General features: G+C 42.4%; 26 protein-coding genes. 13 read left to right on the top strand and 13 right to left on the bottom strand.

Annotation, left to right across the window (positions count from 1 at the left end):
- The first annotated feature begins 64 nt into the window (after window positions 1-64).
- On the top strand, window positions 65-460 hold the full coding sequence (locus tag ACOQOA_RS10530) for an NUDIX hydrolase (RefSeq protein ID WP_420548592.1): 396 nt from the start codon (window positions 65-67) through the stop codon (window positions 458-460).
- 96 nt (window positions 461-556) lie between these two features.
- Window positions 557-1411, top strand: coding sequence for an AraC family transcriptional regulator (locus ACOQOA_RS10525; RefSeq protein WP_420548591.1), 855 nt, complete (start codon window positions 557-559; stop codon window positions 1409-1411).
- 64 nt (window positions 1412-1475) lie between these two features.
- On the opposite strand, the gene ACOQOA_RS10520 is transcribed toward ACOQOA_RS10525, so the two are convergent.
- Complete coding sequence (locus ACOQOA_RS10520; RefSeq protein ID WP_420548590.1) at window positions 1476-3314, bottom strand: caspase family protein; 1839 nt, start codon at window positions 3312-3314, stop codon at window positions 1476-1478.
- Between the two features lie 212 nt (window positions 3315-3526).
- Window positions 3527-3898 carry a nuclear transport factor 2 family protein gene (locus ACOQOA_RS10515; protein ID WP_420548589.1) on the bottom strand — a complete coding sequence of 124 codons (372 nt, stop codon included), beginning with the start codon at window positions 3896-3898 and terminating at the stop codon, window positions 3527-3529.
- A gap of 168 nt (window positions 3899-4066) precedes the next feature.
- Here ACOQOA_RS10515 and ACOQOA_RS10510 point away from each other — a divergent pair, with 168 nt between their 5' ends.
- Window positions 4067-4585, top strand: a complete 519-nt coding sequence (locus ACOQOA_RS10510; RefSeq protein WP_420548588.1) for a PAS domain-containing protein — start codon at window positions 4067-4069, stop codon at window positions 4583-4585.
- On the opposite strand, the gene xerD is transcribed toward ACOQOA_RS10510, so the two are convergent.
- Genes xerD through ACOQOA_RS10495 form a run of 3 tightly spaced genes read right to left on the bottom strand, consistent with a single transcriptional unit; the run spans window position 4582 to window position 7589 of the window.
- On the bottom strand, window positions 4582-5481 hold the full coding sequence (xerD, locus tag ACOQOA_RS10505; protein WP_420548587.1) for a site-specific tyrosine recombinase XerD: 900 nt from the start codon (window positions 5479-5481) through the stop codon (window positions 4582-4584). The genes ACOQOA_RS10510 and xerD overlap by 4 nt on opposite strands.
- Window positions 5482-5495: 14 nt before the next feature.
- Window positions 5496-7397, bottom strand: coding sequence for a hypothetical protein (locus ACOQOA_RS10500; RefSeq protein ID WP_420548586.1), 1902 nt, complete (start codon window positions 7395-7397; stop codon window positions 5496-5498).
- A 51-nt stretch (window positions 7398-7448) separates the two neighbouring features.
- Window positions 7449-7589, bottom strand: a complete 141-nt coding sequence (locus ACOQOA_RS10495) for a hypothetical protein (protein ID WP_218048788.1) — start codon at window positions 7587-7589, stop codon at window positions 7449-7451.
- A gap of 276 nt (window positions 7590-7865) precedes the next feature.
- On the opposite strand from ACOQOA_RS10495, the gene ACOQOA_RS10490 reads away from it, so the two are divergent.
- From ACOQOA_RS10490 to ACOQOA_RS10475, 4 genes are read left to right on the top strand one after another with little or no spacing between them, the layout of a single operon-like run.
- Window positions 7866-8477 carry a shikimate kinase gene (locus tag ACOQOA_RS10490; protein WP_420548585.1) on the top strand — a complete coding sequence of 204 codons (612 nt, stop codon included), beginning with the start codon at window positions 7866-7868 and terminating at the stop codon, window positions 8475-8477.
- Window positions 8478-8516: 39 nt separating this feature from the next.
- On the top strand, window positions 8517-9659 hold the full coding sequence (gene aroB, locus ACOQOA_RS10485) for a 3-dehydroquinate synthase (RefSeq protein ID WP_420548584.1): 1143 nt from the start codon (window positions 8517-8519) through the stop codon (window positions 9657-9659).
- 25 nt (window positions 9660-9684) lie between these two features.
- Window positions 9685-10986 (top strand): HlyC/CorC family transporter, encoded by a 1302-nt coding sequence (locus ACOQOA_RS10480; protein WP_420548583.1) that lies wholly within the window; start codon window positions 9685-9687, stop codon window positions 10984-10986.
- Window positions 10987-10989: 3 nt separating this feature from the next.
- Window positions 10990-11604 (top strand): DUF2889 domain-containing protein, encoded by a 615-nt coding sequence (locus tag ACOQOA_RS10475; RefSeq protein ID WP_420548582.1) that lies wholly within the window; start codon window positions 10990-10992, stop codon window positions 11602-11604.
- Here ACOQOA_RS10475 and ACOQOA_RS10470 read toward each other — a convergent pair.
- Window positions 11601-12188: a uracil-DNA glycosylase family protein gene (locus ACOQOA_RS10470; RefSeq protein WP_420548581.1), complete on the bottom strand. Its 588-nt coding sequence runs from the start codon at window positions 12186-12188 to the stop codon at window positions 11601-11603. The two genes, ACOQOA_RS10475 and ACOQOA_RS10470, sit on opposite strands and share 4 nt — an antisense overlap.
- Window position 12189: 1 nt before the next feature.
- On the bottom strand, window positions 12190-12918 hold the full coding sequence (locus ACOQOA_RS10465; protein WP_420548580.1) for an NAD-dependent deacylase: 729 nt from the start codon (window positions 12916-12918) through the stop codon (window positions 12190-12192).
- A 120-nt stretch (window positions 12919-13038) separates the two neighbouring features.
- Here ACOQOA_RS10465 and ACOQOA_RS10460 point away from each other — a divergent pair, with 120 nt between their 5' ends.
- Together ACOQOA_RS10460 and ACOQOA_RS10455 are read left to right on the top strand one after the other, a co-directional pair.
- The gene (locus ACOQOA_RS10460; protein WP_420548579.1) at window positions 13039-13518 is read left to right on the top strand and encodes a low molecular weight protein-tyrosine-phosphatase; all 480 of its coding nucleotides are present in this window, start codon (window positions 13039-13041) and stop codon (window positions 13516-13518) included.
- Between the two features lie 14 nt (window positions 13519-13532).
- On the top strand, window positions 13533-14399 hold the full coding sequence (locus tag ACOQOA_RS10455; protein WP_420548578.1) for a fructosamine kinase family protein: 867 nt from the start codon (window positions 13533-13535) through the stop codon (window positions 14397-14399).
- A 51-nt stretch (window positions 14400-14450) separates the two neighbouring features.
- On the opposite strand, the gene ACOQOA_RS10450 is transcribed toward ACOQOA_RS10455, so the two are convergent.
- Together ACOQOA_RS10450 and ACOQOA_RS10445 are read right to left on the bottom strand one after the other, a co-directional pair.
- Window positions 14451-16640, bottom strand: coding sequence for a malate synthase G (locus ACOQOA_RS10450; RefSeq protein WP_420548577.1), 2190 nt, complete (start codon window positions 16638-16640; stop codon window positions 14451-14453).
- 227 nt (window positions 16641-16867) lie between these two features.
- A complete protein-coding gene (locus ACOQOA_RS10445; RefSeq protein ID WP_420548576.1) occupies window positions 16868-18160 on the bottom strand; it encodes an EAL domain-containing protein in 1293 nt (430 codons plus the stop codon).
- A 367-nt stretch (window positions 18161-18527) separates the two neighbouring features.
- Between ACOQOA_RS10445 and ACOQOA_RS10440 the strand changes: the two genes are divergently transcribed.
- On the top strand, window positions 18528-19862 hold the full coding sequence (locus tag ACOQOA_RS10440; RefSeq protein ID WP_420548575.1) for a diguanylate cyclase domain-containing protein: 1335 nt from the start codon (window positions 18528-18530) through the stop codon (window positions 19860-19862).
- On the opposite strand, the gene ACOQOA_RS10435 is transcribed toward ACOQOA_RS10440, so the two are convergent.
- Window positions 19859-20749, bottom strand: a complete 891-nt coding sequence (locus tag ACOQOA_RS10435) for a hydrogen peroxide-inducible genes activator (RefSeq protein ID WP_420548574.1) — start codon at window positions 20747-20749, stop codon at window positions 19859-19861. The genes ACOQOA_RS10440 and ACOQOA_RS10435 overlap by 4 nt on opposite strands.
- A gap of 168 nt (window positions 20750-20917) precedes the next feature.
- Between ACOQOA_RS10435 and ahpC the strand changes: the two genes are divergently transcribed.
- Both ahpC and ahpF read left to right on the top strand, forming a co-directional pair.
- A complete protein-coding gene (ahpC, locus tag ACOQOA_RS10430; protein ID WP_155155232.1) occupies window positions 20918-21481 on the top strand; it encodes an alkyl hydroperoxide reductase subunit C in 564 nt (187 codons plus the stop codon).
- Between the two features lie 92 nt (window positions 21482-21573).
- On the top strand, window positions 21574-23178 hold the full coding sequence (gene ahpF / locus ACOQOA_RS10425) for an alkyl hydroperoxide reductase subunit F (protein WP_420548573.1): 1605 nt from the start codon (window positions 21574-21576) through the stop codon (window positions 23176-23178).
- A gap of 78 nt (window positions 23179-23256) precedes the next feature.
- On the opposite strand, the gene ACOQOA_RS10420 is transcribed toward ahpF, so the two are convergent.
- Window positions 23257-24045 (bottom strand): YdhR family protein, encoded by a 789-nt coding sequence (locus ACOQOA_RS10420; RefSeq protein ID WP_420548572.1) that lies wholly within the window; start codon window positions 24043-24045, stop codon window positions 23257-23259.
- A 116-nt stretch (window positions 24046-24161) separates the two neighbouring features.
- Here ACOQOA_RS10420 and ACOQOA_RS10415 point away from each other — a divergent pair, with 116 nt between their 5' ends.
- The gene (locus tag ACOQOA_RS10415) at window positions 24162-24752 is read left to right on the top strand and encodes a TetR/AcrR family transcriptional regulator (RefSeq protein ID WP_420548571.1); all 591 of its coding nucleotides are present in this window, start codon (window positions 24162-24164) and stop codon (window positions 24750-24752) included.
- An 18-nt stretch (window positions 24753-24770) separates the two neighbouring features.
- Here ACOQOA_RS10415 and ACOQOA_RS10410 read toward each other — a convergent pair whose 3' ends face one another.
- Both ACOQOA_RS10410 and ACOQOA_RS10405 read right to left on the bottom strand, forming a co-directional pair.
- Window positions 24771-25076: a hypothetical protein gene (locus ACOQOA_RS10410; RefSeq protein ID WP_420548570.1), complete on the bottom strand. Its 306-nt coding sequence runs from the start codon at window positions 25074-25076 to the stop codon at window positions 24771-24773.
- Between the two features lie 118 nt (window positions 25077-25194).
- Window positions 25195-25581, bottom strand: a complete 387-nt coding sequence (locus ACOQOA_RS10405) for a MarR family winged helix-turn-helix transcriptional regulator (RefSeq protein WP_420548569.1) — start codon at window positions 25579-25581, stop codon at window positions 25195-25197.
- Between the last annotated feature and the right edge of the window lie 97 nt (window positions 25582-25678).

Genomic DNA, 25678 nt, shown 5'->3' with positions numbered 1-25678 from the left:
AGATTTTTCATCCTAAACGATTTAAGAAGCGGTATAACATTCAACCGATAAATGAAGATATCTAATGAACGATATAAAACCTCAGATTAAAATCGCTGCAGCCGTTATACTTAATGATGCCAATCAAATTCTATTGGTTCGCAAAGCAGGCACCGATGTCTTTATGCAACCCGGTGGAAAGATCGAACCAAATGAAGACGCATTATCTGCCTTACGTCGGGAAGTAGAAGAAGAGCTCGGAATTTCCAATATTGAGGCCACCTATATCGGCCCTTATTCAGCCCCTGCTGCAAATGAACCTGATCATGAAGTGGTCGCAGAAATATTTAAGGCACATATCAATTGCCAACCTCATGCAGCAGCTGAAATCGCAGAAACCATTTGGTTTGATCCGACTTCCGCTGAAGATATCAAAATTGCCCCTTTAAGCGAAATCTTGATAGGTCAATTCAAGAGTTAAGTCGTCAGTTGTTGTGGCGAATTTAAGAAAAGGATTGTTTTTAAAACATAGCAATTTTGATCAAGAGATGTTTTGAGGGATGCTTATAGTGGCCTTATGACTGATGCTTACAAAAACAGAATGAATAGGGTTTGCGATTATATCGCGACACATTTGGACGAAGATCTAAGCGTTGAGAAACTGGCCTGTATTGCCAACTTTTCCCGTTTTCATTTTCACCGACAATTTCAAGCCTATGTGGGTTTGAATGTCTCCGCCTATGTGAAACTGGCACGTTTAAAACGGGCCTCTTATCATCTTGTTTATAAAAAAGAGCGGAAAGTCATTGATATTGCGTTTGATGCCGGTTTTGAAACACCGGAATCCTTTTCCAGATCCTTTAAGAAAACCTTCAACCAAACACCGACGGCATTTCGTAAAGATCCAGACTGGCTCTATTGGCATACGCAATATGATTTTAACATACCGACAGAGGAAAAACTCATGGATATCAAAATCATTGACTTTGAAGCCACTAAAATTGCGGCCCTTGAACATCATGGCGCCCCAGCGCTTGTGAATAAAACCGTCGATAAATTCATCGAATGGCGTATGGGCAACAATTTATCCCCTTATGAAACACATCGTACCTTCGGCATTATCTATAACGATCCAAATAATGTTGAGCCCGATGATTTTCGTTTCGATGTCTGCGGGGAAGTAAAACAGGATATTCCTGACAATAGTCAGGGCATTGTGACCAAAAGCATCCCTGCTGGTAAATGTGCAGTTGCCCGCCATGTAGGACCCCATAAACATATGGATAAAGTCGTCTATCAAATGTATGGCGAATGGTTACCGGAAAGTGGTGAAAAGACCCGGGATTTCCCGCTTTTTGTGGAATATAAAAATTCCTGCGCGGAAGTAGATGAAAGCGAGTTAATTACGGATATCTATATCCCGCTTGCCTAGATCTATCTTACAAGTAGAAGTCTATCAGCGAAAGCTAGGTGATCTAGCTTTCGCTCATCTGCTTTTATTGAGATAGGGTAATTTGAACAGTTTGTTCACGTTTATAATGACGTTTAGCAAAATACGTCACCGTGTCATCCAGATAGGCTTGCAATTCATGGGTGGACACCACGCCATCCTGATTACCATATTCGGCACTATCGGCTTCACCACTCATCCCTTTGATATAATAATGGGTGAAAAGACCGTTTTGCTTATCCTTGGTCCAGCTGGCCAATTCATTCGCGGACCCCGCCGTTATCACATTTAGATTTGTCGGGATATCTGTGTTTTGTGCTTTCATATAAACGGGTGAGGCATTGGTGATCACGCTGCCCGCATCACTATTACCGGAAAAACAACTTTCCAGAATAACCGTGGTGGATCTGGTCTTAATCTTGCTCAAATTTCCATAGAGCTGTGCCACCGAATATCCGCTTATTTCAATATTATCAGCAGACGCATCCGTCGGCACCAGATAGGCATCCCCTGCATCCCCCGGCGCACCATGTCCCGCATAATAAACATAGAGGTTTGATTTACCTTCACGCACCCAGCTATAGGCATCCCCTTTATGGGAACGATGATTGCCAAAAATTCTGATAAGGTCTGCTGTTTTGGCATCTTCCACATAGATAATATTTTCCGGATCAATGCCAAGAATATCCGTGAAATAGGATTTGATTTGCTTGGCATCATTAATGGCTGGCGCCACATCAGGAATATCTCGTCCATATTTTTTATAATTTTGATTGCCGATAATCACGGCCACATCATGACGGTTTGGATCACGTTTATAGCGTGCAGCCAGTTTTTCTGCCGCAATTGCATCCTCTACACGTGCTAAAAATGTTTTAGCTTGTTCTCTATGTCCATCTGATAATTTACTATTCAGCGCGTCTTGATACCATTTTCTAGCTTTTTCCAGATCACGCTCTACATATTCCCCGCGCTCATATAGACCACCCATACTAATTTTGCCAAAATCCTCGCCCATCTCAATGGCTTTCATATAGAGTTCAATGGCTTTTTGTGTATCCTGTTTTACACCACGACCATTTTCATAGAGATCACCTAGATCATTAGTGGCTATACCATTGCCTTTTTGCATGGCTTTTTCATTCCAAAACACAGCTTTTTCATAATCAATATGTGATTTGGAATACTGATAAGTCCGGGCAAGCCTCCTCATAGACCATACATCATCCAATTCCGCAGCTTTTGTATATAATGGCAAAGCAGACCCAATATCAGATTCATCATTTTCGTAGATCCACCCCAACAAAGAATAGGCATACTGATTATTAAAATCCTGGGCTTTTAATAAAATTTCTTTTGCTTTCGCAACATTTTTGGGAATGCCTTTACCATAATAATGAAGGTAAGCGAGTTGAACATGCGCTTTTTCATGTCCTTGATCAGCCGCTAGCGTGTATAGTCGAAAGGCTTCACTATAATTTTTAGGTTGCTTCCTAAATCCCTTTTCATTGATCAAACCAAGCTGATATTGACCATCACGATCACCCATTTCAGCATTGATTGTGTACCATTTAATGCCTTCTTCGTCTTTTCTAAAAGGGCTATCATCATTCCAATGTAAATTCCCGATTACATAAATCAAATCCAAATCACCTTCTGCCGCACCTTTTCGCGCATAGTCCAATGCTTTAGCATGTTGACCCGACCGCCAGGCATCAATTGCAGGTTGGTAATAATCAGACCCAAAGTGACATTTTGTGCCCCGACGCTTCATTTCTTTTTTGACGATCTCTAACTCTGCTTTCCAATCCCCATGGAAATCCAAAGCCCAGGCACAAACCTGCCGATCTGTCATGGAAGCATATTTATTAGTCGCCGACGCCATTTGGGATACCGATAACAGCCCCAAAAAGACAAATCCAAACATAGATAATTTTGAAAATCGACCCATCATCCCCTCACAAACTTTAAGCCTGATAACCCCTATTTTTCAGGTGATTATTTTCTATTCGTCCTCATTTTTCAAGTTATGAGATGCCTAGCGTGGTTTTTACCTGATGTACGAAGAAACATTGATTACTAGATCGAATTTAATCGTCACATTTCCACATATGTTTTGCTAATGATTTTCCAGTCACTTTCAATCTTCAACAGATGGAAATGATTTACGTAATTTCGCCCCAGCAGATTATCTTCAATCACGCTGGCGCTTGCTGCTTTACCAGTAATATGGATATAACCTATTTCAGCGTGATAAGCTTCCCCGCTTTCTTTTGAAGATTTATTTGCTTGCAACTCTTCATAGAAAGGCGCTGTCGTTCCAACCTCTAGCTGATCGCCCATAAAACCCGACATACTGGCTTCCGGATAAAAGACAGAACGTAACAATGATAAATCAGCTGCATAACTACCTTCCATATAGTTATGCAACACCTTGCGGATCGCCGCAAATTCCTTCGGTGCCGGCATTTTTCTTCCCTACTTCATACAGCCAATAGATTAGCACTATTTAATATAAAATACCTCAACTTCCCAAAATTCAGAAATAAATTAATTTAGGTCAAATTTTACAAAAACTCCTCTATGCAAAGTAGAAATTCTTGTTTATTCTCATCCGCAATGAATTGGGGGATTCAGATGAATGTAAGAAAGTATCCGAAGGGGTCGGAGAAACTTGAAGATGGGCTGATCATCAAGGACGATTCCTTTCTAGGCGAATGCGATTGGCGTCTAAAAAAATTTTATGAGTTATGGATGGAAAAGCATGATAGCTATGCTTTGCCGTCTAAAAAGGATTTTGATCCGGTCGAAATGTGCGATCTTTTGCCATATATTATTATGGTAGAGAAACATTTAGAGACGGACGAATTCCGCTATCGGCTTGTTGGAACTAACGAAGTTCAATTTCGTGGTATGGATCCGACAGGCCAACTTGTACGTGACACATGCGCAGCAGAAAACCCAGAAAAAGCTATTGAAAATTATGACTATGTCATGAACCAAAAGAGGCCACTTTATAATGTTTGCTCTTTTGAAATCGGACATCGCCGTAAATTTCTTGATCAAACACTTTTCCTACCCACGGCATCAAACGGCATAGATGTGGATGTTGTAATGGCCATCAGTGTTCAAGTTGAAGACAAAAATAGAGATTAAGTATCTTGTTTTGAAAGTGGATGCACAGCTTGAACCAGCTTCATAAGCTGTTCATCTTGAATATGGGTGTAAATCTGTGTTGTTGAGATATCCGCATGCCCCAATAATTGCTGAACAACCCGTAAATCGGCACCACGATTTAACAGATGACTGGCAAAAGCATGCCGCAATACATGCGGACTAACTTTTTTTGGCTCTAACCCGGCGTTAATTGCTAATTCCTTCAACAATTGCCCTACCCGTTGTCGCGTAAGATGGCCTTCCTTGCTATTAGACGGAAAAAGATAAAAGCTTTCATCTACGCCTTTTGGAAAAAACCAGCCTCTAACCGCTTTATATGCAACTAAAGCTTCCCGGGCCGGAACAGAAAGCGGGACCAATCGTTCCTTTTGTCCTTTTCCCATAACCAACATGTGATCTTGGTCGCGCAAAACCGATGAATAAGGTAGACTGACTAACTCGCTCACCCGTAGACCTGACGCATACAGCAATTCTAACAAGCAGGCGAGACGAATATTTTCCGGCTCTTTTTCTTGATGCGCCATTACTAAAAGCGCATCCACCTCATCTTCACTCAACATTTTTGGCAAAGGACGCTGCAATTTTGGACTTTCAAGCTTGCCACTTGGATCATCTTCCGCCAGACCTTCGTCATAAAGGAACCGATAATACTGACGCATGGCGGATAACCGACGCGCAACCGTACTGGCTTTCACACCATCTTTTTCCAGCGCAACCAGATATTGTCGTAGCTGGTTAGTATCAGCCTTTTCAAGGCCAGAACTCAAAAACCCGTTTATATCTAATAAATCCCGACGGTAAGCTTCTATCGTATTTGCGGCCGCACCACGTTCGGCCATCAACATTTCCAGAAAATTTTCCAGATAGCGTGCCATTATTATTCAGGCCTTTACAGGCCATTCTCCAATGCAGCTTCGACAGCTAAAAGTCTTGTTTCCTGTTCCAAGCCAACCTGACTGAGCGCTTCTATTGCTGTCACAACCGAAGTAGAAGATACACGTGATAAATCTGTTCCCCCTAACATGGCAATCACACGCCCAACTGTTTCAGCCACTCGATTTTGATCTGCGGCGATCTTTACCAGACGCACATTTGCCGGATTTGGTGTCAACGCCAATAAATTCGCGTCCCGCGTTGCCATCTCTTCCCATGCCTGCATGGAGACAGGTTGGCGATCCAAAACCTCAATCAAAGAATAAGCCATATCCAAGCGACGCAGGATTTCTACTTCGGATTCATCTGCAACCGTGGATTCCACATAAGATATCCAACCACGACGCCCTTCTTCTTCGTTGATCATTGTCATTTGATCAGATGATGCGATACGTGACATAGCCCATAGTTCATTTAATTCCTGTGCCGCATCAGCATTACGAATAGCCTGATCCATAAGTTGATCAATCCATACCTTTGCTGGCTTACTGCGCCCCACTGCATAGAGAGATCTGGCAGCTTCATCCGCGAAATGCCACAAATCCGCACGGATTGGCATTTGGCCAATCAATCCCTCAAAAGCAGCCAGTGTTATGCCATAGGTCCCGCCTTTACGTGCAAAATCCAACGCTTTCTCAATAATGACAGCACGTGTCTCTTCAGTAGGTTCTGCAGCGGCTGCTTGATATAATAAAGCGCGTGTATGGGCAGAATAATTAGCTTCCGCCGTAGAAAGCGGCGCTTTTATTTCCTCTGGACTAAAGCTTTGCGCCATATAAAGTTCTGCAAGCTTTGGCCCCTCAATAATGCCGAGTTTCACCCCTTCTTCTGCGGCCTGCATACGTAATTGAATATCGGTTTTCGGATTATTTACCAACGCACGTAAGATATTCACATCAATATCAGAAGTGAGGATACTCTCCGGAAGAGGTAAATCCGCCACTTCAAACATTGCCAGATGAAGAGGTGTTAATTTCTGAACAGTTGGAATTTCAGAATTTAATCCTAAAATTTTATCTGCCAGTGCATAGAATAAGGGATCATCATCCCCATAATCTTGTAAAATCGTAATACCAAAATTGGCTCCGTCCACATTACCTTCCAAAAGATGACAGAAGGTTAAGTTCTTTTGCCAGTAAGGCTCCCCTAATTTCCCAGTTTGACTATGTACTAAATCGCACGACTGAGCATAGTTACTTTCAAGTAAAGAAACTTCCAAAAGCGGTTCTGCAAAGGCTTGAAATTGGTCATTCTCTAGTCCCGCCGCGAGAATTAACTCTCTCGCTTCATTCCCCAAACCCAAGGCAATCAATCTGTCTACCCGCATTTTTAGCACTTCGATACCATCTGTAAGGATGATTTCATTATCACCTTCAAGATTTGGTGTTTCCGCAGAAGTCAGTAAAAGTTTCTTCGCGAGTAGCTGTAATGTTTTAGAACCAATACGATCTGGAAGAGATGTAAAGATTGCTTTCATTTGTGCACGGTCTGACCCTGCCCACATATTCACACCAAGCCCGCCAGTCGCTTTTGTATCAAATAAACCCGCAGTCGCAGGATCTATGACAGCCAGACTTTCTTCAGACACAATACCCGGGATAGCCGAACCGCCTTCATCTGCAGGAATAGAAGTAATTGCAGGAACCTGGTTATCCTCGTTAACCTGAGTTGGTTCTAATTCTTCTTCAGATGGAAAAAGGCTGATTGGGTCTTCTTCCTCAATCGGTTTAACTTCCAATACTTCTTCATCAGAAGTAATTACCGGTGTCGTTGATTGAGACCAAGCCAAACTTGGCATAACGAATACCGAAATCAGCAGTGCAATTTTAAATTTCTTATTCAAAGAAAGGGATTTCATAAATTTTTAGCCTTCTAGCTATGGAGGAACCCTTCTAGCTAATCTAAATGCTTAGCGAGGGAACTGGTCATCATCCAGTGTTTTTTCAACATCACGTGTCGGGGCCGGTATATCCCAGCTCGCCAAAAATACGCCACCGCCAATAATCACAACAGCCAAAAGCGCCACGAAAAATGTTAATAGCTTACCCATATTTTCCTTATCCTTTTGTCCTAAAAACCTACGTTCAGGATATATAAATCAGATTATGCCCATACCTTAACTGCTTCGCATTTCTGCAACAAGCCCGAGCGAGACAGCTTTTGACCTAAACTCACAAATTATTTTCGCAGGAAATTAAGCCGATCAATGGCATTTTTCTTTACCCTATGGCTCGACTGTGGCAATTCTGCGGCAAGGGAAAATTTTATTTGCTTCAATTCAAGCAGAAAGATCAGGATAAAACCTGATAAATGTAAAATGAATGATATGGATAAAAATGTTGCTTTTGGGTTAGAAGATGATGACCCTAGCAGCGACCAGATTGTAAATTACGACCCGGTCAATACCAAAGGCTTGACCCTAACCCAGCCCGTTGTTCTGATTGGTATGATGGGTGCAGGTAAATCTGCTATCGGAAGAATGATTGCCCAGGAATTAGACCTTCCCTTTATGGACGCAGATCACGAAATAGAAAAAGCAGCAGCCTTAACCATCCCGGAAATTTTCGAAAAATACGGCGAAGATCATTTCCGATATGGCGAACGTAAAGTGATTGCGCGTTTATTACGTAGTCAAATTCATATTCTAGCCACAGGCGGTGGCGCATTTATGAATGAAGAGACACGCCAGACAATTGCAAAAAATGCAATTTCAATCTGGTTTAAAGCCGATTTTGATATTTTATGGGAACGTGTGTCACGGAAAAGTCATCGACCCTTGCTACATACACCCGATCCACAAGGCACCTTGAAAAAACTGATTGAAGACCGATATCCAGTCTATGAAGAAGCTGATATTATTGTAGATTGTGATGATGTGTCTAAAGAAGACATGCGTGATCGTGTTATCGACGCTTTACGAAACCATTTGGCTCAATAAAACTTTAACCTTGATAAAAAATATAAGGACTTAAGCACTGTGACCCTTGCCTCTGCCTCTCATGAACGTATCAATGTTGCTTTGGGCGACCGATCTTATGATATTGTGATCGGAACCGATGTGTTGGCACGCGCGGGGGAGTTAATGAAACCCGTATTAAAATTGCCAAAGGTTATCATTGTTACCGATGATAATGTTGCCCCCCTACATCTAGAAGCTTTGCAAAAATCTTTAGACCAAGCAGATATTGCCCATGAAGCGATCATTATGCCTGCAGGAGAAAGCACCAAGAGCTTTGAAAATCTAGGCAATTTGATGAATGACCTTCTGGGTCGTGGTCTTGAACGCAAAAGCTGTCTTGTTGCTCTAGGCGGCGGTGTTATCGGGGATTTAACCGGATTTGCCGCGGCAATCGCCATGCGTGGCATCGAATTTGTACAAATTCCAACTACTTTACTTGCTCAAGTGGATAGTTCTGTTGGTGGTAAAACTGGCATTAACGTGCCTGCAGGCAAGAACCTTGTGGGCGCTTTCCATCAGCCAAAAATGGTTTTAGCTGACATGACCGTATTGGACAGTTTGCCAAAACGCGATTTATTGGCTGGATATGCCGAGGTCGTAAAATATGGTGCCTTAGGGGATGAGCCTTTCTTCACATGGCTTGAAAGTCATGGTCAGGATTTAATTGATGGGGCTATGTCAGCACGTATCGAAGCCGTGAAACGGTCCTGTCTTGCCAAAGCAAATATCGTTGCCCAAGATGAAAAAGAAGGTGGCGTTCGCGCCTTATTGAATTTGGGCCATACTTTTGGACATGCCCTTGAATCCGCGGTTGGATATGGTGGACGTTTGGTTCATGGTGAGGCTGTTGCAATCGGCATGGTGATGGCATTTGATCTTTCTGTTGCAATGGGTTTATGCCCTGCAGATGATGCAGCACGATTGCGTCGTCATTTAGCCGCCGTTGGCCTGCCAACGGATCCAACACATATTCCCGGCATGACATGGAATACCGACGATCTGATCGCACGTATGGCAACCGATAAGAAAGTTGCCGATGGAAATTTAACCTTTATTTTGGCGCGCAGCATGGGCGACAGCTTTATCACCCAAGATGTAAAAGTTGAACAACTTGCCCTAACTGTGTCAGAATCCATCGGCGAGACCCTTTTGGGTGACTAAATAGACCATAAACTAGGTTTAAATCATGGATGAAAGCTGGACACCGCTTCTTATTTCAGGCGGCATTGTATTTTTCTTACTTCTTATTTCCGCCTTCTTTTCGGGATCGGAAACGGCATTAACTGCGTCTTCACGCCCTCGCATGCACCAATTAGCAAAAAACGGGGAAAAACGTGCGAAGACCGTTATCAGTTTGCAGGAAAGAAAGGATCGCATGATCGGTGCGATCCTGCTTGGTAATAACCTCGTTAATATTTTGGCTTCTGCTTTAACCACATCACTCTTCCTATCCATATTTGGGGAGGCGGGTGTCGCCTATGCAACTTTGGTTATGACAGCCTTGGTTTTGATTTTTGCAGAGGTTTTACCTAAAACATGGGCTTTAACCAAACCAGATTCCATGGCCTTGATGGTGGCACCTGTCATGAATGTGCTGACCACCTTATTTGCACCGATCACCGCCACGGTTCACTTGATAGTGCGTGCAACCCTTCATCTATTTGGCTTGAAGCTCGCCGATGAAGCCAATGAAGAACATAAAGAAGAAGAGTTGCGTGGCGCTATTGAATTGCATGAAGGATCAGAGCCAGAGGTTAAACAAGAACAAAAAATGCTGCGTTCTATCCTCGATCTGGATGACGTGGATATTTCAGACATCATTACCCATCGGTCAAATGTCGTGATGTTGGATCTATCCGATCCTACTTTGGTAAATGTTGACAAAGTATTGGATAGCACCTTTACACGTATTCCATTATTTGAAGATGACCCAGATAATATCGTTGGTGTTTTACATGCAAAACCTTTATTGCGGGCCGTACGCGCACACCAAAACTCCCTTGAAAGCATTGACCTTAAGGAACTTGCAGCCGACCCATGGTATGTACCTGAAACCACCACATTGTTAGATCAATTGGAAGCTTTCCGGGAACGTAAGGAACATTTTGCTGTTGTTGTCGATGAATATGGCAGCTTTATGGGGATCATTACCCTTGAAGATATTCTGGAAGAAATCGTTGGTGAAATCGACGACGAACAAGATGTCACTGTAAAAGGTGTGAATATGTTATCCGATGGTCGATATTGGATTGATGGCACTGTAACTTTGCGAGATTTAAACCGCGAATTTGAATGGGGCTTGCCTGACGATGACGCAGCAACAGTTGCAGGTTTGATCCTCTATGAATCCCGCACGATTCCCGTGGTTGGACAAACTTTCCAGTTTTTTGGCTTCCGCTTTGAGATCACAGAACGCGAAGGTAATCGAATTAAATCCTTGATCCTGACCCCACCGGTTGAAGAAGAAGCCGAAGAAGAAAGGGATTGATCCATGCCTTTGCCTGAACCAAAAGTGAAACGCCATCATATTCATACGCGTAAAGTCACGGTAAATGCCTATATCCGCGAAGATGGCCTTTGGGATATCGAAGGCCATATGAGTGATGAAAAATCTTATGATTTCAGCACTATGCATCGTGGTGAGATTAAGACAGGCGAACATCTTCATGGCATGTATTTACGCCTAACTGTGGATGATAAATTGAACATCCATGATGCAGAGGCCAAAACAGATTTTGGCCCCTATAATATTTGTGCGGCAAATAATGACGCCTATAAAAAACTGATCGGTGAACAGATTAAACCGGGCTTCACCGGGATCACACGCCAACTTTTCAAAGGTATCAAGGGCTGCACCCATATGACGGAACTGTTAGGCCCGATTGCCACAACAGCCTTTCAATCTGTATTTGCCTCCAGCCGAAAAGCAAAAGAAATTATCGGACAACCATTACCAGAGATTGATCCCGATGCACCTATGAAGCGCCCACCGCATCTTAACACATGTCATGCCTTGGATATTAAAGGACCAGTTGTCGAAGAACTTTATACGCCCTTCTATAAACCTGAAGGTGAAGAAGACGATAATCCGGGTATTAAACTTTAATTCAAAAATGCTTTGGTTTTCTGCCGTAGAAAAGGCAGCACTTCCTCGTCAAACCATGGGTTCTTCTTTAACCATCCTGTTGTACGCCAGCTAGGGTGGGGTAACGGCAAAAAGCCTCGATCAAGATAATCTTCATAATGACGGATCGTTTCCGTCATTGTTTTTTGCATTTCTTTTCCCAGATAGTATTTCTGTGCGTAAGACCCTACCAATAAAGTTAATCCAATCTTGGGAAGTTGCGCCTTCAACCGTTCATGCCATTGAGGAGCGCATTCAGGGCGTGGAGGCTTATCACCACCTTTTGGAATTTTGCCGGGATAACAAAATCCCATGGGCATAATCGCGATATTTTCTTCGTTATAAAACTGGTCTTTATCCAACTGTAACCATTCACGCAATCGATCGCCACTTGGATCATTCCATGGGATGCCTGTTGCATGCACTTTGGTACCTGGTGCTTGCCCGATAATCATCAAGCGCGCCTTTGCATTTGCCACGACAACGGGTCGCGCACCTAAATCCAATTCAGGTTCGCAAATCTTACAGGCAGAAATTTCTGAAAGCAGGTCAGATAATTTTTCCAAACTATTCACCCACTGTACGCAAAAGCTGTTCAACCAGCTTAGGAACAGTCTGTGTGGCCGGACCATATAGCGCATCATCAAATAAGCTATGCCCCTCGGAAGGTTCCATATTAATCTCCAGACTTTCCGCATGACCAAATTGCTTTACCGTCGCAACAAAACCAGCCGCTGGATATACATTGCCAGAAGTACCTATGGAAATAAACAAACCACAACGCGACAAGGCTTCGCCGATTACATCAAGCATAAATGGTTCCTCGCCAAACCAAACCACATGCGGGCGCATTCCGTTATCTTGCCCACATTTTGGGCAAAGCGTTTCCACAATGATCGGGGCTTCCCAAGCCAAAACAGCATCACAATGACTGCATCGTGCCTTCAATAATTCCCCATGCATATGGATCAGATTTCGGCTGCCCGCACGTTCATGAAGATTATCGATATTTTGTGTCACCACAAGTACGTCATTTGGCCATTTTTCTTCTAGTCTTGCCAAAGCTTCATGGGCTGCATTTGGTTTTATGGAAGGATCAAGCACCCCATCACGCCGCTCATTATAAAACCTATGAACTTGATCGGGATCTTTCTCAAAGGCTTCTGGCGTAGCAACGTCTTCTATATTCACTTGTGCCCAGATACCATCCGCATCCCGGAACGTAGATAAACCGGATTCTTTTGAAATTCCGGCCCCTGTTAAAATAACAATCGGATATTTTGATTTTTCGGACATGTGCTACCCCTTATAATCTGGATCTTGCCAGAATTTTATTGTTTCCGAATTAGCGACAAGGTAATTTGACTTGGTTTTGGCACAAATATCAAGAAATTATAGATTTATTAGGAAATTCATATGAAATCCATGAAGGTTCTATTTGTTTGCACTGGAAATATCTGTCGCTCCCCGACCGCAGAAGGTATTTTTCGCCAACAAGTGTCAGATGCAGGCCTTTCTGATACAATTTCAACGGATGGCTGCGGTATTCAAGGTTGGCATGTGGGGAGCCCACCAGATAGTCGCAGCGTAGAAGCCGCTAAGCGACGTGGTTATAATCTGGCCGACTTGCGTGCACGCAAATTGAAAATATCCGATTATGATGAATTTGATCTACTTCTTGCGATGGATCATGGACATTTTGACAGTTTGCAGGATTATGCCCCTTCAGGCAAAGCAAACAAGATCCGGATGTTTCTCGAACCTGTTCAAGAGCAGTTCAATCAGATCGAAGTCCCTGACCCCTACTATGGTGGTGCCGATGGATTTGAATTGGTCTTAGATATGGTAGAAGCCGCAAGTGCTGCCTGGCTGAAAGAGATTAAAAACGCAACTTAAGAAGATCGTTTCGAATGAAGAACGAAAATATCGCTATTATCGAAGCCTATTGTGAACAAAAGATTGTTCAAACAACTTATATCCTTGGTAATGAAGGATGTGAAGTTTGGAAAGTGCAATTCGACAACGGCATGGAAGCAGCCGTAAAAACCGCTTTTGAAGGCCATAATCTGGAAATAGAAGCGGGTATGATCCTGTATTTAAAGGAAAATACGCAACTTCCTGTTCCAGAAATCATCTATAATCGCTCTGACCTATTGGTTATGGAATGGATTGAAAGTGATGCTAGTAAAAACATTCATAGCGATGAACATGCAGCTGAACTTTTGGCAGCTCTGCATAAAATTAAAGCCCCTCAACATGGCTTTGCAGAAGATACATTGATAGGCACTTTACGCCAACCGAACCCTTGGAACTTAAACTGGATTGAATTTTTCAGAGATCATCGCCTGCGTTATATGGCTCAGGTTGCGTATGATCATGGTCATTTGAGCACCGAAATCATGCATAAGGTGGATAAATTAGCAGACAAACTGCCCTCACTTATTGCACCGCCAAGCCATCCAAGTTTGCTACATGGTGATATCTGGGGCGGGAATATCATTTATCGTGATCATAAGGTAGCAGCTTTTATTGACCCGGCTATTTACTTTGGACATCGGGAAATTGAGATCGCTTTTACTTTGATGTTTGATACATTTAACAAAAGATTTTACGAGGTCTATAACGATCATTTCACCCTAGATCGTGCCTTTTTCGACACGCGGGTGCCGATCTATAATTTATATTCTTTGCTGGTACATTGCCGATTATTTGGCGGATCTTACATAGAAGAAACCAATATGGTCCTCAATCGGTTTGTAGCCAACAATACAAACTAAAAGGCCCACTCAACTGAGCAGGCCTAAAAGTGATTATCTCAGTAATTGCCTTTAAGCCGCAAATTTAGCTTTCGCTTCAATACGACGTGCATGCAAGACAGGTTCTGTGTAACCGCTTGGTTGTGCCACACCTTTGAAGGTCAAGTCACAAGCTGCCTGGAAGGCCACACTATTGTCAAAATCAGCTGCCATGGGACGATAGTCTGCATCCCCTGCATTTTGTCCATCTACAACTTTTGCCATACGTTTTAAGACTTCCATCACCTGATCTTCAGTACAAATCCCATGATGTAACCAATTGGCAATATGCTGAGACGAAATACGTAATGTGGCACGGTCTTCCATTAATCCCACATTGTTGATATCTGGCACTTTGGAACAACCAACGCCTTGTTCAACCCAACGTACAACATATCCCAACATACCTTGTGCATTATTTTCCAACTCACGTGTAATTTCTTCGTCAGAAAGATTGCGACCTTTTAATAAAGGTACAGATAGAATGTCATCAATATTTGCACGACCACGGTTCACAATTTCAGCCTGACGACCAAAAACATCAACTTCATGATAATGAATTGCATGCAAGGTCGCAGCGGTAGGAGATGGAACCCAAGCACAATTGGCACCTGCCATTGGCTGTCCAATCTTCGCTTCCATCATAGCTTTCATACTATCTGGTTCTGCCCACATACCTTTTCCGATTTGAGCTTTGCCTGTGAAACCGACTTCCAGACCAATATCCACATTCCAGTTCTCATAAGCTGCAATCCAAGGTTCACCTTTGATATCCGCTTTTGGCAAGAATGGCCCTGCTTCCATACTTGTGTGAATTTCATCACCTGTACGATCCAGGAAACCTGTATTGATAAATACAATACGGTCTTTCACCTGACGGATACATTCTTTTAGATTAACCGTTGTGCGACGTTCTTCGTCCATCACACCAATTTTCATCGTATTTCGTGCCAAGCCCAGCGCATCTTCCACGTGACAGAATAATTCTTCGGCGAAAGCAACTTCTTCCGGACCATGCATTTTCGGCTTCACAATATAGATACTGCCTTTACGGCTGTTATTCAGTTTTGCATTGCCATTGAAGTTATGAATGGCACAAAGCGTTGTAATAAACGCATCCATCATGCCTTCTGGTACTTCATTGCCATCCTTGTCTAAGATTGCAGGGTTAGTCATCAAATGTCCAACATTACGCACCAAAAGCAGACTGCGACCATGAATATTTAAATCAGACCCATCAACGGACGTAAAAGAACGATCATCTGCCAAGACACGGGTCATTTCCTTACCATTTTTGGTGAAGGTTTCTTGCAAGTCACCCTTCATCAATCCAAGCCAATTGCGATAAGCAACGACTTTATCTTCACCATCAACCGCCGCAACAGAATCTTCGCAATCCATAATTGCGCTCATGGCAGATTCCATCACCACATCTTTCACACCTGCTGCAGAGGCTTTGCCAATCGGGTGATCACGATCAATCTGAATTTCCAAATGAAGATTATTATCTTTAAGAAGGATGGATGTCGGCGCATTTGCGGGTCCTGTATAACCCACACATTTTTCTGCATCCTTCAACCCAGATTCAGACCCATCTTTCAAGGTAACTGAAAGAGTCAAAGAACCTGCATTATCAACAAGATTATAAGAGGTAACATCCCCATGTTGACCGGATGTCAATGGTGCAGCTTTATCCAAAACAGAAGCCGCATATGCGATCACCGCATCTCCACGTTTTGGATTATAAGAACCACCTTTGGCTGTCTCACCGGAATCTGCAATCACATCCGTGCCGTATAACGCATCATATAGGCTGCCCCAACGCGCATTTGCCGCATTCAACGCAAAACGCGCATTCATGATTGGCACCACCAATTGTGGACCTGCAATTGTGGCAATTTCTTCATCCACATTTTCAGTGGTGATTTTAAACTCATCACCTTCCGGCACCAGATATCCGATTTCAGTTAAGAAATCTTTATAAGCTGCCATATCGATATCGCTGCCTTTTTGAACACGATAATAATCATCCATCTTCGTTTGAATATCACCACGTTTTGCCAATAAGGTTTTGTTTTTAGGCGCAAGCTCATTCAATGTTGATTCGAATTTTGCCCAAAAATCATCGACATCCACGCCAGTGCCCGGGATAATTTTCTCCGCAACCAAACCATAAAGGCCCGCATCAATTTGCAGGCTGCCTTTTTGAACACGATTAGTCATGTTTCACCTCAATAATAATGCTAACGCTGACCGCAGTTAAGTTTTCTCCCCACGATGAAAACTTCCAGCGCAAAAACTTCGACTTTTTGTCGTTTTATATTGAGAATAGAATGTCACTTTTGCGACATAAATAAAAGTTCAATCCCCAAGTTGGGCATTATAAAGACTTTATAAAATTATGTGAAAATAGGTATTAGAAATTTTGAAAGTCATTTGATATGTCGGTGCTAGGCATATGTTTCAATAAATTCCGAAGCACTCATAGGCCGTCCGAAAAAATATCCCTGACCATATTCAACATCTACACGATTAATCAGGATATCTACCTGTTCCCTTGTTTCCATGCCTTCGGCAACAATTTGTAAGCCACACGCATTTCCTAAATCACGTATGGCCTTAATCACATTAAGGTCCATCTGGCTTTCAGCCTGATCAAGTTTTTGAATGAAAGACTGATCTATCTTCAATACATCCAACGGTATGCGCGCCAGCAAACTCAAAGATGAAAACCCTGTCCCAAAATCATCAAGAGCAGTATGCGCCCCTTGTTGCCTCATGGAATTCAATTGATTCATGACCATGGACTTATTTTCGAGCAATAAGGATTCCGTAATTTCAAAATCCAGATTTTGCGCCGTGGTTTCTGATCTATCCAAAGCTTTTTTTACCGTTTGAATCAAGTTTGGTGAATTCACATTCGCCGGAGATAAATTGATCCCTGTCCGGAACCCGTCACCAAATTGTTGCTGCAGAAACTTATTTGATAAACCTGCACGTTCTATCACCCAAGGTGTGATTGAGTGGATTATGCCGGTCGCTTCTGCGCGCGGAATAAATACGGCGGGACTTACATGTCCAAGCTCTGGACTTTCCCACCTTAATAAAGCCTCACAACCAACAACTTTTCCTGTCTGCATGTGCACACGGGGTTGATAGACAAGTTTAAATTCCCCATTAGGAATAGCTTTAAGTAAGTTTCGATCAATGCGCTGTTTTTCGTTAATATGAAATAAATCATTTTCACTCATCATATTGACTTGGGCTTCTCTGGTTTGAGCAATGTCGATAAATGATCCCCAAATTCGGGTAACTTCGCGCACGTCAACATATCCAACAGTTCCAGGATATTCACATACAGTTACCTTTGGCGCCAAATCAAAGGTGAACCCCTCATATGTAATTGGTATATTAAGCTCAAGCGCGATTTCATCTGCCAGATGTTTCGTTGCTTCACGCCCCATGCCGGGCAAGCAAATGATCAAGCTGTCAGTGCCACGGCCTATTAAATGATTATCAGGTAACTTTGACTTACTACGGCTCACAATTTCTTTTCTGGCCTGCATGGATGCAAAAGCACCTAGTAGCGATCGAATTCTGATGGTTTCGGAAAAATTTACACCTATCAATCCAACAAGTGTTTTATTCTTTTTCGCCTCTTCAAAAACCAAACTCGCCCGTCTTAACAATGCAGACGGTGTATATATTTGCAGCTCTTCATCAAATTCATTGTAATCTTCCATCACAACCTCATCTTAAAATAGTGCTCCTGCAATATACATAAAATTTTAATTAATTTAAAGACAAAACTATTAATTTAGAAAAACCTAATTAATACAACAACTAACCAACCCTTCAAAATGAATTGAACTATTTTACACTTATTCAATTCTCGTTTCTTTAGGATTAGAGCTGAAAAGTAACTTCAATATGGTGAAAGTGAAATTTTAATATCTACTTATAAGAGAATTGAATAAAATTTTAATCTTTTTTTCAAAAGGACTAGAAAATTGAATCATTTAGGTATAAAAGTCTTTTCGAATACATGCGGTCTTGGGGCTGTAAGGGCGGGGAGAATCGCTGCTTTAGAAAAAGCAGGATTGTTGTTTAATGAATATTTCCACACGGAAGAATTCCGAGGATCTGGTTATTGAGAATCTGATCGGGCGCGGTGCGTCCGACATCCTTAAGCGTGTCCAGAATCCTATCTTTGTGTGTGATAAAACAACCATACTCTATGTGAACGCACAGGCCTATCGAGTGTTTGGCTTTGAAAACCCCAGTAACGTAGTGAACCGACCACTCGCTGATTTTGTAGAAGATCAGTTCGCCGACATCCTTATGTTGGGCATCGATGCATTTGCCGAAGAATCCGATGGCATCCCCTTAAAGATGATGGAAATGGGGGGCATGATGTTAGATGTGAAAATGATGGTCACATCCATACCGCATGAAAGTGCCGATTTATATATGGTCGAATGTCAGGATATCACCGAATTTGTTGCGGCTTCCCAAGCTGCCCGATCCAGGGAAGAACGCATTCGCAGTATCTTGCAAACGGTAAACGAAGCCATCGTCATTATTGATGAATACGGCATCATTCAAGACATCAACGGCGGTTGCGAAAATATGTTCGGCTATCAAAAAACCGAAGCCGTAGGAAAAAATGTCACCATATTTATGCCTGAACCCTATAAATCACAACATTCGGATTATATGGCTAAATACCTGTTAACCGGCCAATCCACTATGTTCAATCAATTGCGGGAATTTTCCGGCGAACGCAAAGATGGCGAAGTCTTCCCACTAGAATTGTCAATTGCACGTGTTACTGATCGACATGGACGCCAAAGCTTCACAGGTATCATGCGTGATATTTCTGAACGCAAGAAAGAACAAGAGCGCCTTACTTATATCGCTTATCATGATAGATTAACCGGCCTGCCAAACCGGGCTTTATTTGAAGAAAACCTTGTCCAAGCCAAAGCAAGATACCAACGTTCCCAAAAACCAATGGGAATTATATTTATCGATCTGGATAATTTCAAACCTATCAACGATACCATGGGACATGATGCAGGGGATGCGGCCCTTATCGAAGTTGCTAATCGTTTCAAACATGTGATGCGCGGTGCGGATACCATTGCCCGCATTGGAGGCGATGAATTTGTTGCAATTGTTGAAAATCTGCAAAATCCTGAAGATGTCGTTATTATCGCTAACAAGGTGCTGGATTCTTTAACTACCCCCTTCAACCTTCAAGGTAAAGAATTCATCATGGGTGCAAGCTTAGGCATAGCAACACTTCCAAACGATACAGATGATTTGGAAAAACTGATCGATTATGCGGATCAAGCTATGTATGAAGCAAAGAATGCCGGTCGCAATCAATATCGTCTATATTCAACGCTGCCTGAAATCCAAAAAGCAAAAAATTCAACTTAATGGGATAACGCTAACTTGCTTAACTCTATCAGCGCTTCAATGCAGCGCATCCGTGTGTAATTTGGTCTCATAATAAATGAAATTTTTCGATGTGGACTAGGTTCATCTAGATGCACCGTGGTTAGATTATCATCTTGCGAGATTAACTGGTTCAACGCCATCTCAGGAATAAGTGTGGTCCCCATCTCACCGCGTACCATCTGAATTAAAGTATGCAAACTTGTGGCGCTAAAACCGTGATTACCAGGTGGTTCCGGGAATTTACACGCTTGTAAGATATGATCTTTCAAACAATGCCCTTCTTTTAGAAGCATTAAATTGCTCTCAAGTAGCTCATCACTGGTGATTTCTTGCTGATCGGTATGGGCAGCCCCTTTGGTGGCAATCCAATAGAAATCCTCTTCCCAGAAATCCATGACCATTAAACCGTCACAAGGATATGGCATCGCCAAGACAGCTGTGTCCAATTCTCCATTTCGGACCATATCCACTAAAACATGGGATTGTTCTTCCACCACCGTAATTTCAGATTTGGGATATTTCGCATTAATATCTGGTAAAATACGTGGCAACATATAGGGCGCAATGGTCGGGATAATACCGATCGTCATTGGGAAATTAAGCGGGTCACCGCCATCTGCCAAGCTTTGCAGATCATTAATTTCCTGAATAATTACCCGTGCACGATCTAGAACTTCTTTACCAATAGGGGTCAACAGAACCTTCTTGTTATCCCGTTCAAAAATGGTGAACCCCAATTGCTTTTCAAGTTCATTCAATGCCGTACTTAACGCGGATTGACTAATATGACAGGCTTCAGCTGCTTTTTTAAAATGCAGTGTCTTTTCAACTGCCAAAGCATACGTCAACTGTTTGGTCGTAATCATTTTATCTATCCTAAAACATCGGCAAAGCGCCCATTTTCTTTACTATAATATACATTCAATTTTTTAGATTACAAATATCAAAATAATCAATTTTACTTATCAGAGGTGAATTTCTATATTCCAATTGTCTTAACGACAAACCACATTTTTTATTCCAAGGAGGCCATCATGGCACTGATCAACACAGAAATTAAACCTTTCCAAACAACTGCTTTCAAAGACGGTGAGTTCGTTGAAGTTTCTTCCGACGATCTTAAAGGTAAATGGTCCGTGTTCTTCTTCTACCCAGCTGACTTCACATTTGTATGTCCTACAGAATTGGGTGATCTTGCTGATCATTACGACGAGTTCCAAAAAATGGGTGTTGAAATCTATTCTGTTTCTACAGACACACATTTCACACATAAAGCTTGGCACGACGCGTCTGACACAATCGGCAAAATCAAATACACAATGTTGGGTGATGCGAACGGCAACATCACAAACAACTTCGACGTAATGCGTCCAGGTGTTGGTCTTGCTGATCGTGCAACATTCGTAGTTGACCCAGACGGCATCATCCAAGCAATGGAAATCACAGCTGAAGGCATTGGCCGTGACGCTTCTGACCTACTTCGTAAAGTGAAAGCAGCACAATATGTTGCGGCTCACCCAGGTGAAGTTTGCCCAGCAGCTTGGAAAGAAGGTGAAGAAACATTAGCACCTTCCTTGGATCTTGTTGGCAAGATCTAAGATCTGACAAGAAATCTGTGCGGGCCTTGAAATAAACGCTTCAAGGCCCCGGATTTCCTCAAAAGACCATATTTTTATTAGGAGTATTAACCATGTTAACTGATGCAATTTTGCAATCCATAAAAGCTTATACAGAAAATATGCAAAAGACAGTTACCTTCGTATTACATACAGGGGAACATGAAAAACGCGCAGAATTGGTAAAGTTCCTATCCGATATTGCTTCTGTTAGCGATAATCTGAAACTGGAAGAACGCGACCATGATGCGTTGCGTAGCCCGATCAGTTTTTTACTAGAAGCTGATGGCGAAGATACAGGCATCCGTTTCTCCGGTGTGCCTGGTGGACATGAGTTTAACTCCCTTATCTTAGCAATATTACAAGCTTCTGGCACTCCGTTGAAATTGGAAGAAGGCCTACAGAAGATGGTCGCCAATATCACAGAAGAATTGAAATTTGAAACATTTATCAGCTTAAGCTGTCATAACTGTCCTGACGTTGTTCAGGCATTGAACCAGTTTGCCTTGTTGAACCCGAATATCAGTAACGAAATGATTGATGGTGGTCCCTTCCAAGACATCATCAAAGAGCGCGATATTCAAGGTGTTCCAAGCGTCTATTTAAACGGTGAGTTATTCGCCAATGGTAAAGTGGATGCGGCTGTATTGATTGAAAAATTGATGGAACGCGCCCCATCCATGACACAAGCATCAAGCGGTGAGGCTTTGCCATTACAAGATGTCACAGTGATCGGTGGTGGTCCAGCTGGTGTAAGTGCAGCGATTTATTCCGCACGTAAAGGTTTGAAAGTAACCTTGATCGCGGATCGCGTTGGTGGTCAGGTGAAAGACACTATGGATATTGAGAACCTGATTTCTGTGAAGAAAACCACGGGTCCTGAATTATCCGGCGCATTGATGGCTCATATGAACGAATATGATGTTACCTTGAAAGAGCATTTGAAAGTTGCTTCTGTCACACAAGGCGACATCAAAGCAGTCACCTTGTCATCCGGTGAAGTGATCAATACGAAAACCTTGATCGTCGCCACGGGTGCAAAATGGCGTGAATTAGGCGTGCCGGGCGAAAAAGAAAACATTGGTAACGGTGTAGCTTACTGCCCGCATTGCGATGGCCCCTTCTTTAAAGGCAAAGATGTGGCGGTGATCGGGGGTGGTAACTCCGGTATCGAAGCAGCCCTTGATTTAGCGGGTATCGTGAAATCCGTGACCGTCTTTGAATTCATGCCTGAATTAAAGGCAGATAAAGTCTTGGTTGATAAGGCTGAAGAGCGTGACAATATTACTATTTTGAAAAATGTTGCCACCAATGAAATTCAGGCAACCAATGGCAAAGTAAGCGCGATTGATTATACCGATCGTGCCACGGAAGAAAAAACATCTTTGAATTTGGATGGTGTCTTTGTTCAAATCGGTCTGGTGCCAAATAGTGACTTCTTGGGTGATGTGGTTGAACGCACTAAATTTGGTGAAATCGTTATCGATGAAAAATGCCAGACGTCTGCTAGCGGCATCTATGCATGTGGCGATGTGACAACCGTACCTTATAAACAGATTGTCATTGCCATGGGCGAAGGTTCCAAAGCATCTTTGGCAGCATTTGAATATTTACTAACAGACGGTGATCGTTTGGAAGATGTATTCAATAATGCACAAACGGCACAAGCTGCTGATTAATAAGATAAATCGGACATTCCAGATCAACATAAACCCGCCTTTAAATCGGCGGGTTTATTTGTGTCGTCTAGTTCAGTTCTAAAGATAGAAAGGAGAATACATATCCTTACTTGCTTCTTCCGTTAAACTCGCATCAAAAATGCGGGTATAGAATGCGGCATTCATTTTTTCCGCTGTTTTGGGAAATGTATTTATCGCAAATTGCTTTGCATTTTCCACCGTATCAAAGGCATCAATCCCACCAATTGTATTGGTATGCAGGCCCGTTAACCATGTCTTTGCCAAAAGCCCCGGTTGATTTTTAAGGATTGGATTTCGATCCTGCCATGGTGCTTGTTCAAAAGGAAGATTCACTTGTACCTCCGTATACACAAAGGCGCCGGGTTTTTTATAGGGCGCAATACCAAAATGCGGTGATCCCATATCTCTGCTAGCCTCTTCAACCAAGGTAGCATCAAAAATCCTTGTATTATGCGCTGCCCCAAATCCGCCTGCTTCCGTTGGAAAATAACCAGTAACAAATTTCTTTGCATTTTCAATGCTATCAAATGCGTATATACCACCGAGAGAATTATTGTTTAGACCAGCAAGCCAGGTTTTACTTATAAAACCAGGTTGTTGCTTAATGGCCTGATTAATCTTGCGCCATGGTGCTTGATCAAAAGGCACGCTGATTTGCACTTCAGTATATACGAATGCTTTGGTTTTCATGTGAGGCTCCTTTGCTTGGTTTTCCTGAGCCATTCCACCTGTGGATGGCATGATGGTTGCTGTCATCGCCGTCGCCGCCACTTTGGCACCAACAGACAATATCTTTCTTCGTGTTAAGCCACTGTTAACAGAAAATTCTTCCTTCTCTTTTTGCATTTCTTCTTCCTTATGACGTAGTTTTGAATTAAAATATAACGATCGTTATATTAATATTGTCGCCAAAACCAATCTGTCAATATAAAAAATAGTGATCGTTATATTTTGGAGTAGAAATGGCTGAAAATCTAAGCAAGAAAGAACAAACGCGCCTTAAAATGTTAGACGCAGCTAGTCGAAGTTTTCGAAAAAATGGATATGCAGGTATTGGCGTGGATGGTATTGCGAAAGCCGCGGGTGTTACATCCGGCGCCTTCTATGCACATCTTGGATCAAAAAATGCAGCCTTTGAAGAAATTTTGATGATGGGCTTAAATGAAGTTGTAAGCGGCATTCAACAGTTTCAAAAAGAGTCTGGCGATTGTTGGATAGAAGCCTTTTGTGATTATTATTTAGGCTTAGCACATCGATCAAATTTGGAATGTGGTTGTGCTATGGCGTCTCTCACACCAGAGGTGATTAAATCTTCATCTACGCTACATGAACTCTATGCAGCAAAAATGATAAAGATCGTCTCTATTTTTACCCAAGGGCTTGCAGGTGTAAAAAAAGAAGAAAGGGCATGGGCGACATTATCAACTTTGATCGGTGGTCTTAACGTTCTTCGTGCAATGGGAAATCCAGAAGGTATTGAAAAAATCGCACAATCCATCAAAGACGCAGCACAATCTATTGCCGGGGAGACAATAGATATCAATGCGAAATAATAGATATGATATTGGACCTTATATGTCTTTCAAAGTCGATCGGCTGTTGCTTGGCTCGTAAGTTGCCCCAACACGGCCTTTAGGTGTTTGACGGACAACTTTGAAAGCCACATCCTGAATATTATAGGCACCTGTTGTTTCAAAATGTAGTTCGCCATTACCTGTCGCTCCAATATGATTAAATTGATCGGGTAATACCGCTTCAAATCCCGTACGACTAAAATTTGTGACTTCGTAATTTCGACCATCGATAATTAGCACAGGTTTACAAACCGTCACGCGGATACCCCCGTCACGACGATTGGCGAAAGATTTTGATGCCATGATAATATATATACCTCATTCAGTTTTAGCTGAATTCTGAATAGGTATATTCGGCCTCATTATCATTGATGAAGATCAAATTACGCTTCTGGTTGCACAACTATCCCATTAAAATTATTCAGATTTTTCTCAAAATATCCGCAATCATCTTTACTTGATCTTCAGAGATTTTCGCCCCAAGATTCTTTTCAAGGCTAGGCCCATAAATTGCCCACATTTTTTCCCTTAAATCTTTACCTAAAGATGTGATTTTTAGAGATTGCCCACGCCCATCTTCTGTGCATGAAACACGCTCTACGTAGCCTTCCTTTTCAATGCGTGACACTAATCGCGACACGCCATATTGGGGTAATAATAATTTCTCTTGTAACTCAAACGGCCGCAAACCTTCTTCCCCAGCCTTTTCCAATTCAAGTAAAATATCATACCAATCCAGCGCCGGAAATCCGGCTGCTTTTAGGTCTTTTTCAATGGCCAATAAAACACGGGTGTAGCTTCGTGCCATATGGATCCACGCAATAATGGTTTGTTCTGTAGGATATATCATACGCAAAATTTAGATGCATTTGCATTGACTTTCAAGCTTAAATCTCCAAATATAC

It is taken from the genome of Curvivirga sp. (assembly GCF_965219885.1).
Taxonomy (GTDB): domain Bacteria; phylum Pseudomonadota; class Alphaproteobacteria; order UBA8366; family Aestuariispiraceae; genus Curvivirga.
The sequence above is the reverse complement of the archived record's forward strand: the minus strand, read 5'-3'. Positions and strand labels throughout refer to the sequence as shown.

Coding starts and splice junctions, on each gene's coding strand:
- ACOQOA_RS10440 (WP_420548575.1), top strand. CDS start 18,528: ATGAATATTTCCACACGGAAGAATTCCGAGGATCTGGTTATTGAGAAT.
- ACOQOA_RS10435 (WP_420548574.1), bottom strand. CDS start 20,749: ATGATTACGACCAAACAGTTGACGTATGCTTTGGCAGTTGAAAAGACA.
- ACOQOA_RS10420 (WP_420548572.1), bottom strand. CDS start 24,045: ATGCAAAAAGAGAAGGAAGAATTTTCTGTTAACAGTGGCTTAACACGA.
- ahpC (WP_155155232.1), top strand. CDS start 20,918: ATGGCACTGATCAACACAGAAATTAAACCTTTCCAAACAACTGCTTTC.
- ACOQOA_RS10525 (WP_420548591.1), top strand. CDS start 557: ATGACTGATGCTTACAAAAACAGAATGAATAGGGTTTGCGATTATATC.
- ACOQOA_RS10450 (WP_420548577.1), bottom strand. CDS start 16,640: ATGACTAATCGTGTTCAAAAAGGCAGCCTGCAAATTGATGCGGGCCTT.
- ACOQOA_RS10510 (WP_420548588.1), top strand. CDS start 4,067: ATGAATGTAAGAAAGTATCCGAAGGGGTCGGAGAAACTTGAAGATGGG.
- ACOQOA_RS10465 (WP_420548580.1), bottom strand. CDS start 12,918: ATGTCCGAAAAATCAAAATATCCGATTGTTATTTTAACAGGGGCCGGA.
- xerD (WP_420548587.1), bottom strand. CDS start 5,481: ATGGCACGCTATCTGGAAAATTTTCTGGAAATGTTGATGGCCGAACGT.
- ACOQOA_RS10455 (WP_420548578.1), top strand. CDS start 13,533: ATGAAGAACGAAAATATCGCTATTATCGAAGCCTATTGTGAACAAAAG.
- ACOQOA_RS10530 (WP_420548592.1), top strand. CDS start 65: ATGAACGATATAAAACCTCAGATTAAAATCGCTGCAGCCGTTATACTT.
- ahpF (WP_420548573.1), top strand. CDS start 21,574: ATGTTAACTGATGCAATTTTGCAATCCATAAAAGCTTATACAGAAAAT.
- ACOQOA_RS10410 (WP_420548570.1), bottom strand. CDS start 25,076: ATGGCATCAAAATCTTTCGCCAATCGTCGTGACGGGGGTATCCGCGTG.
- ACOQOA_RS10500 (WP_420548586.1), bottom strand. CDS start 7,397: ATGAAATCCCTTTCTTTGAATAAGAAATTTAAAATTGCACTGCTGATT.
- ACOQOA_RS10445 (WP_420548576.1), bottom strand. CDS start 18,160: ATGGAAGATTACAATGAATTTGATGAAGAGCTGCAAATATATACACCG.
- ACOQOA_RS10460 (WP_420548579.1), top strand. CDS start 13,039: ATGAAATCCATGAAGGTTCTATTTGTTTGCACTGGAAATATCTGTCGC.
- ACOQOA_RS10520 (WP_420548590.1), bottom strand. CDS start 3,314: ATGGCGTCGGCGACTAATAAATATGCTTCCATGACAGATCGGCAGGTT.
- ACOQOA_RS10515 (WP_420548589.1), bottom strand. CDS start 3,898: ATGCCGGCACCGAAGGAATTTGCGGCGATCCGCAAGGTGTTGCATAAC.
- ACOQOA_RS10415 (WP_420548571.1), top strand. CDS start 24,162: ATGGCTGAAAATCTAAGCAAGAAAGAACAAACGCGCCTTAAAATGTTA.
- ACOQOA_RS10405 (WP_420548569.1), bottom strand. CDS start 25,581: ATGGCACGAAGCTACACCCGTGTTTTATTGGCCATTGAAAAAGACCTA.
- ACOQOA_RS10475 (WP_420548582.1), top strand. CDS start 10,990: ATGCCTTTGCCTGAACCAAAAGTGAAACGCCATCATATTCATACGCGT.
- ACOQOA_RS10480 (WP_420548583.1), top strand. CDS start 9,685: ATGGATGAAAGCTGGACACCGCTTCTTATTTCAGGCGGCATTGTATTT.
- ACOQOA_RS10495 (WP_218048788.1), bottom strand. CDS start 7,589: ATGGGTAAGCTATTAACATTTTTCGTGGCGCTTTTGGCTGTTGTGATT.
- ACOQOA_RS10490 (WP_420548585.1), top strand. CDS start 7,866: ATGGATAAAAATGTTGCTTTTGGGTTAGAAGATGATGACCCTAGCAGC.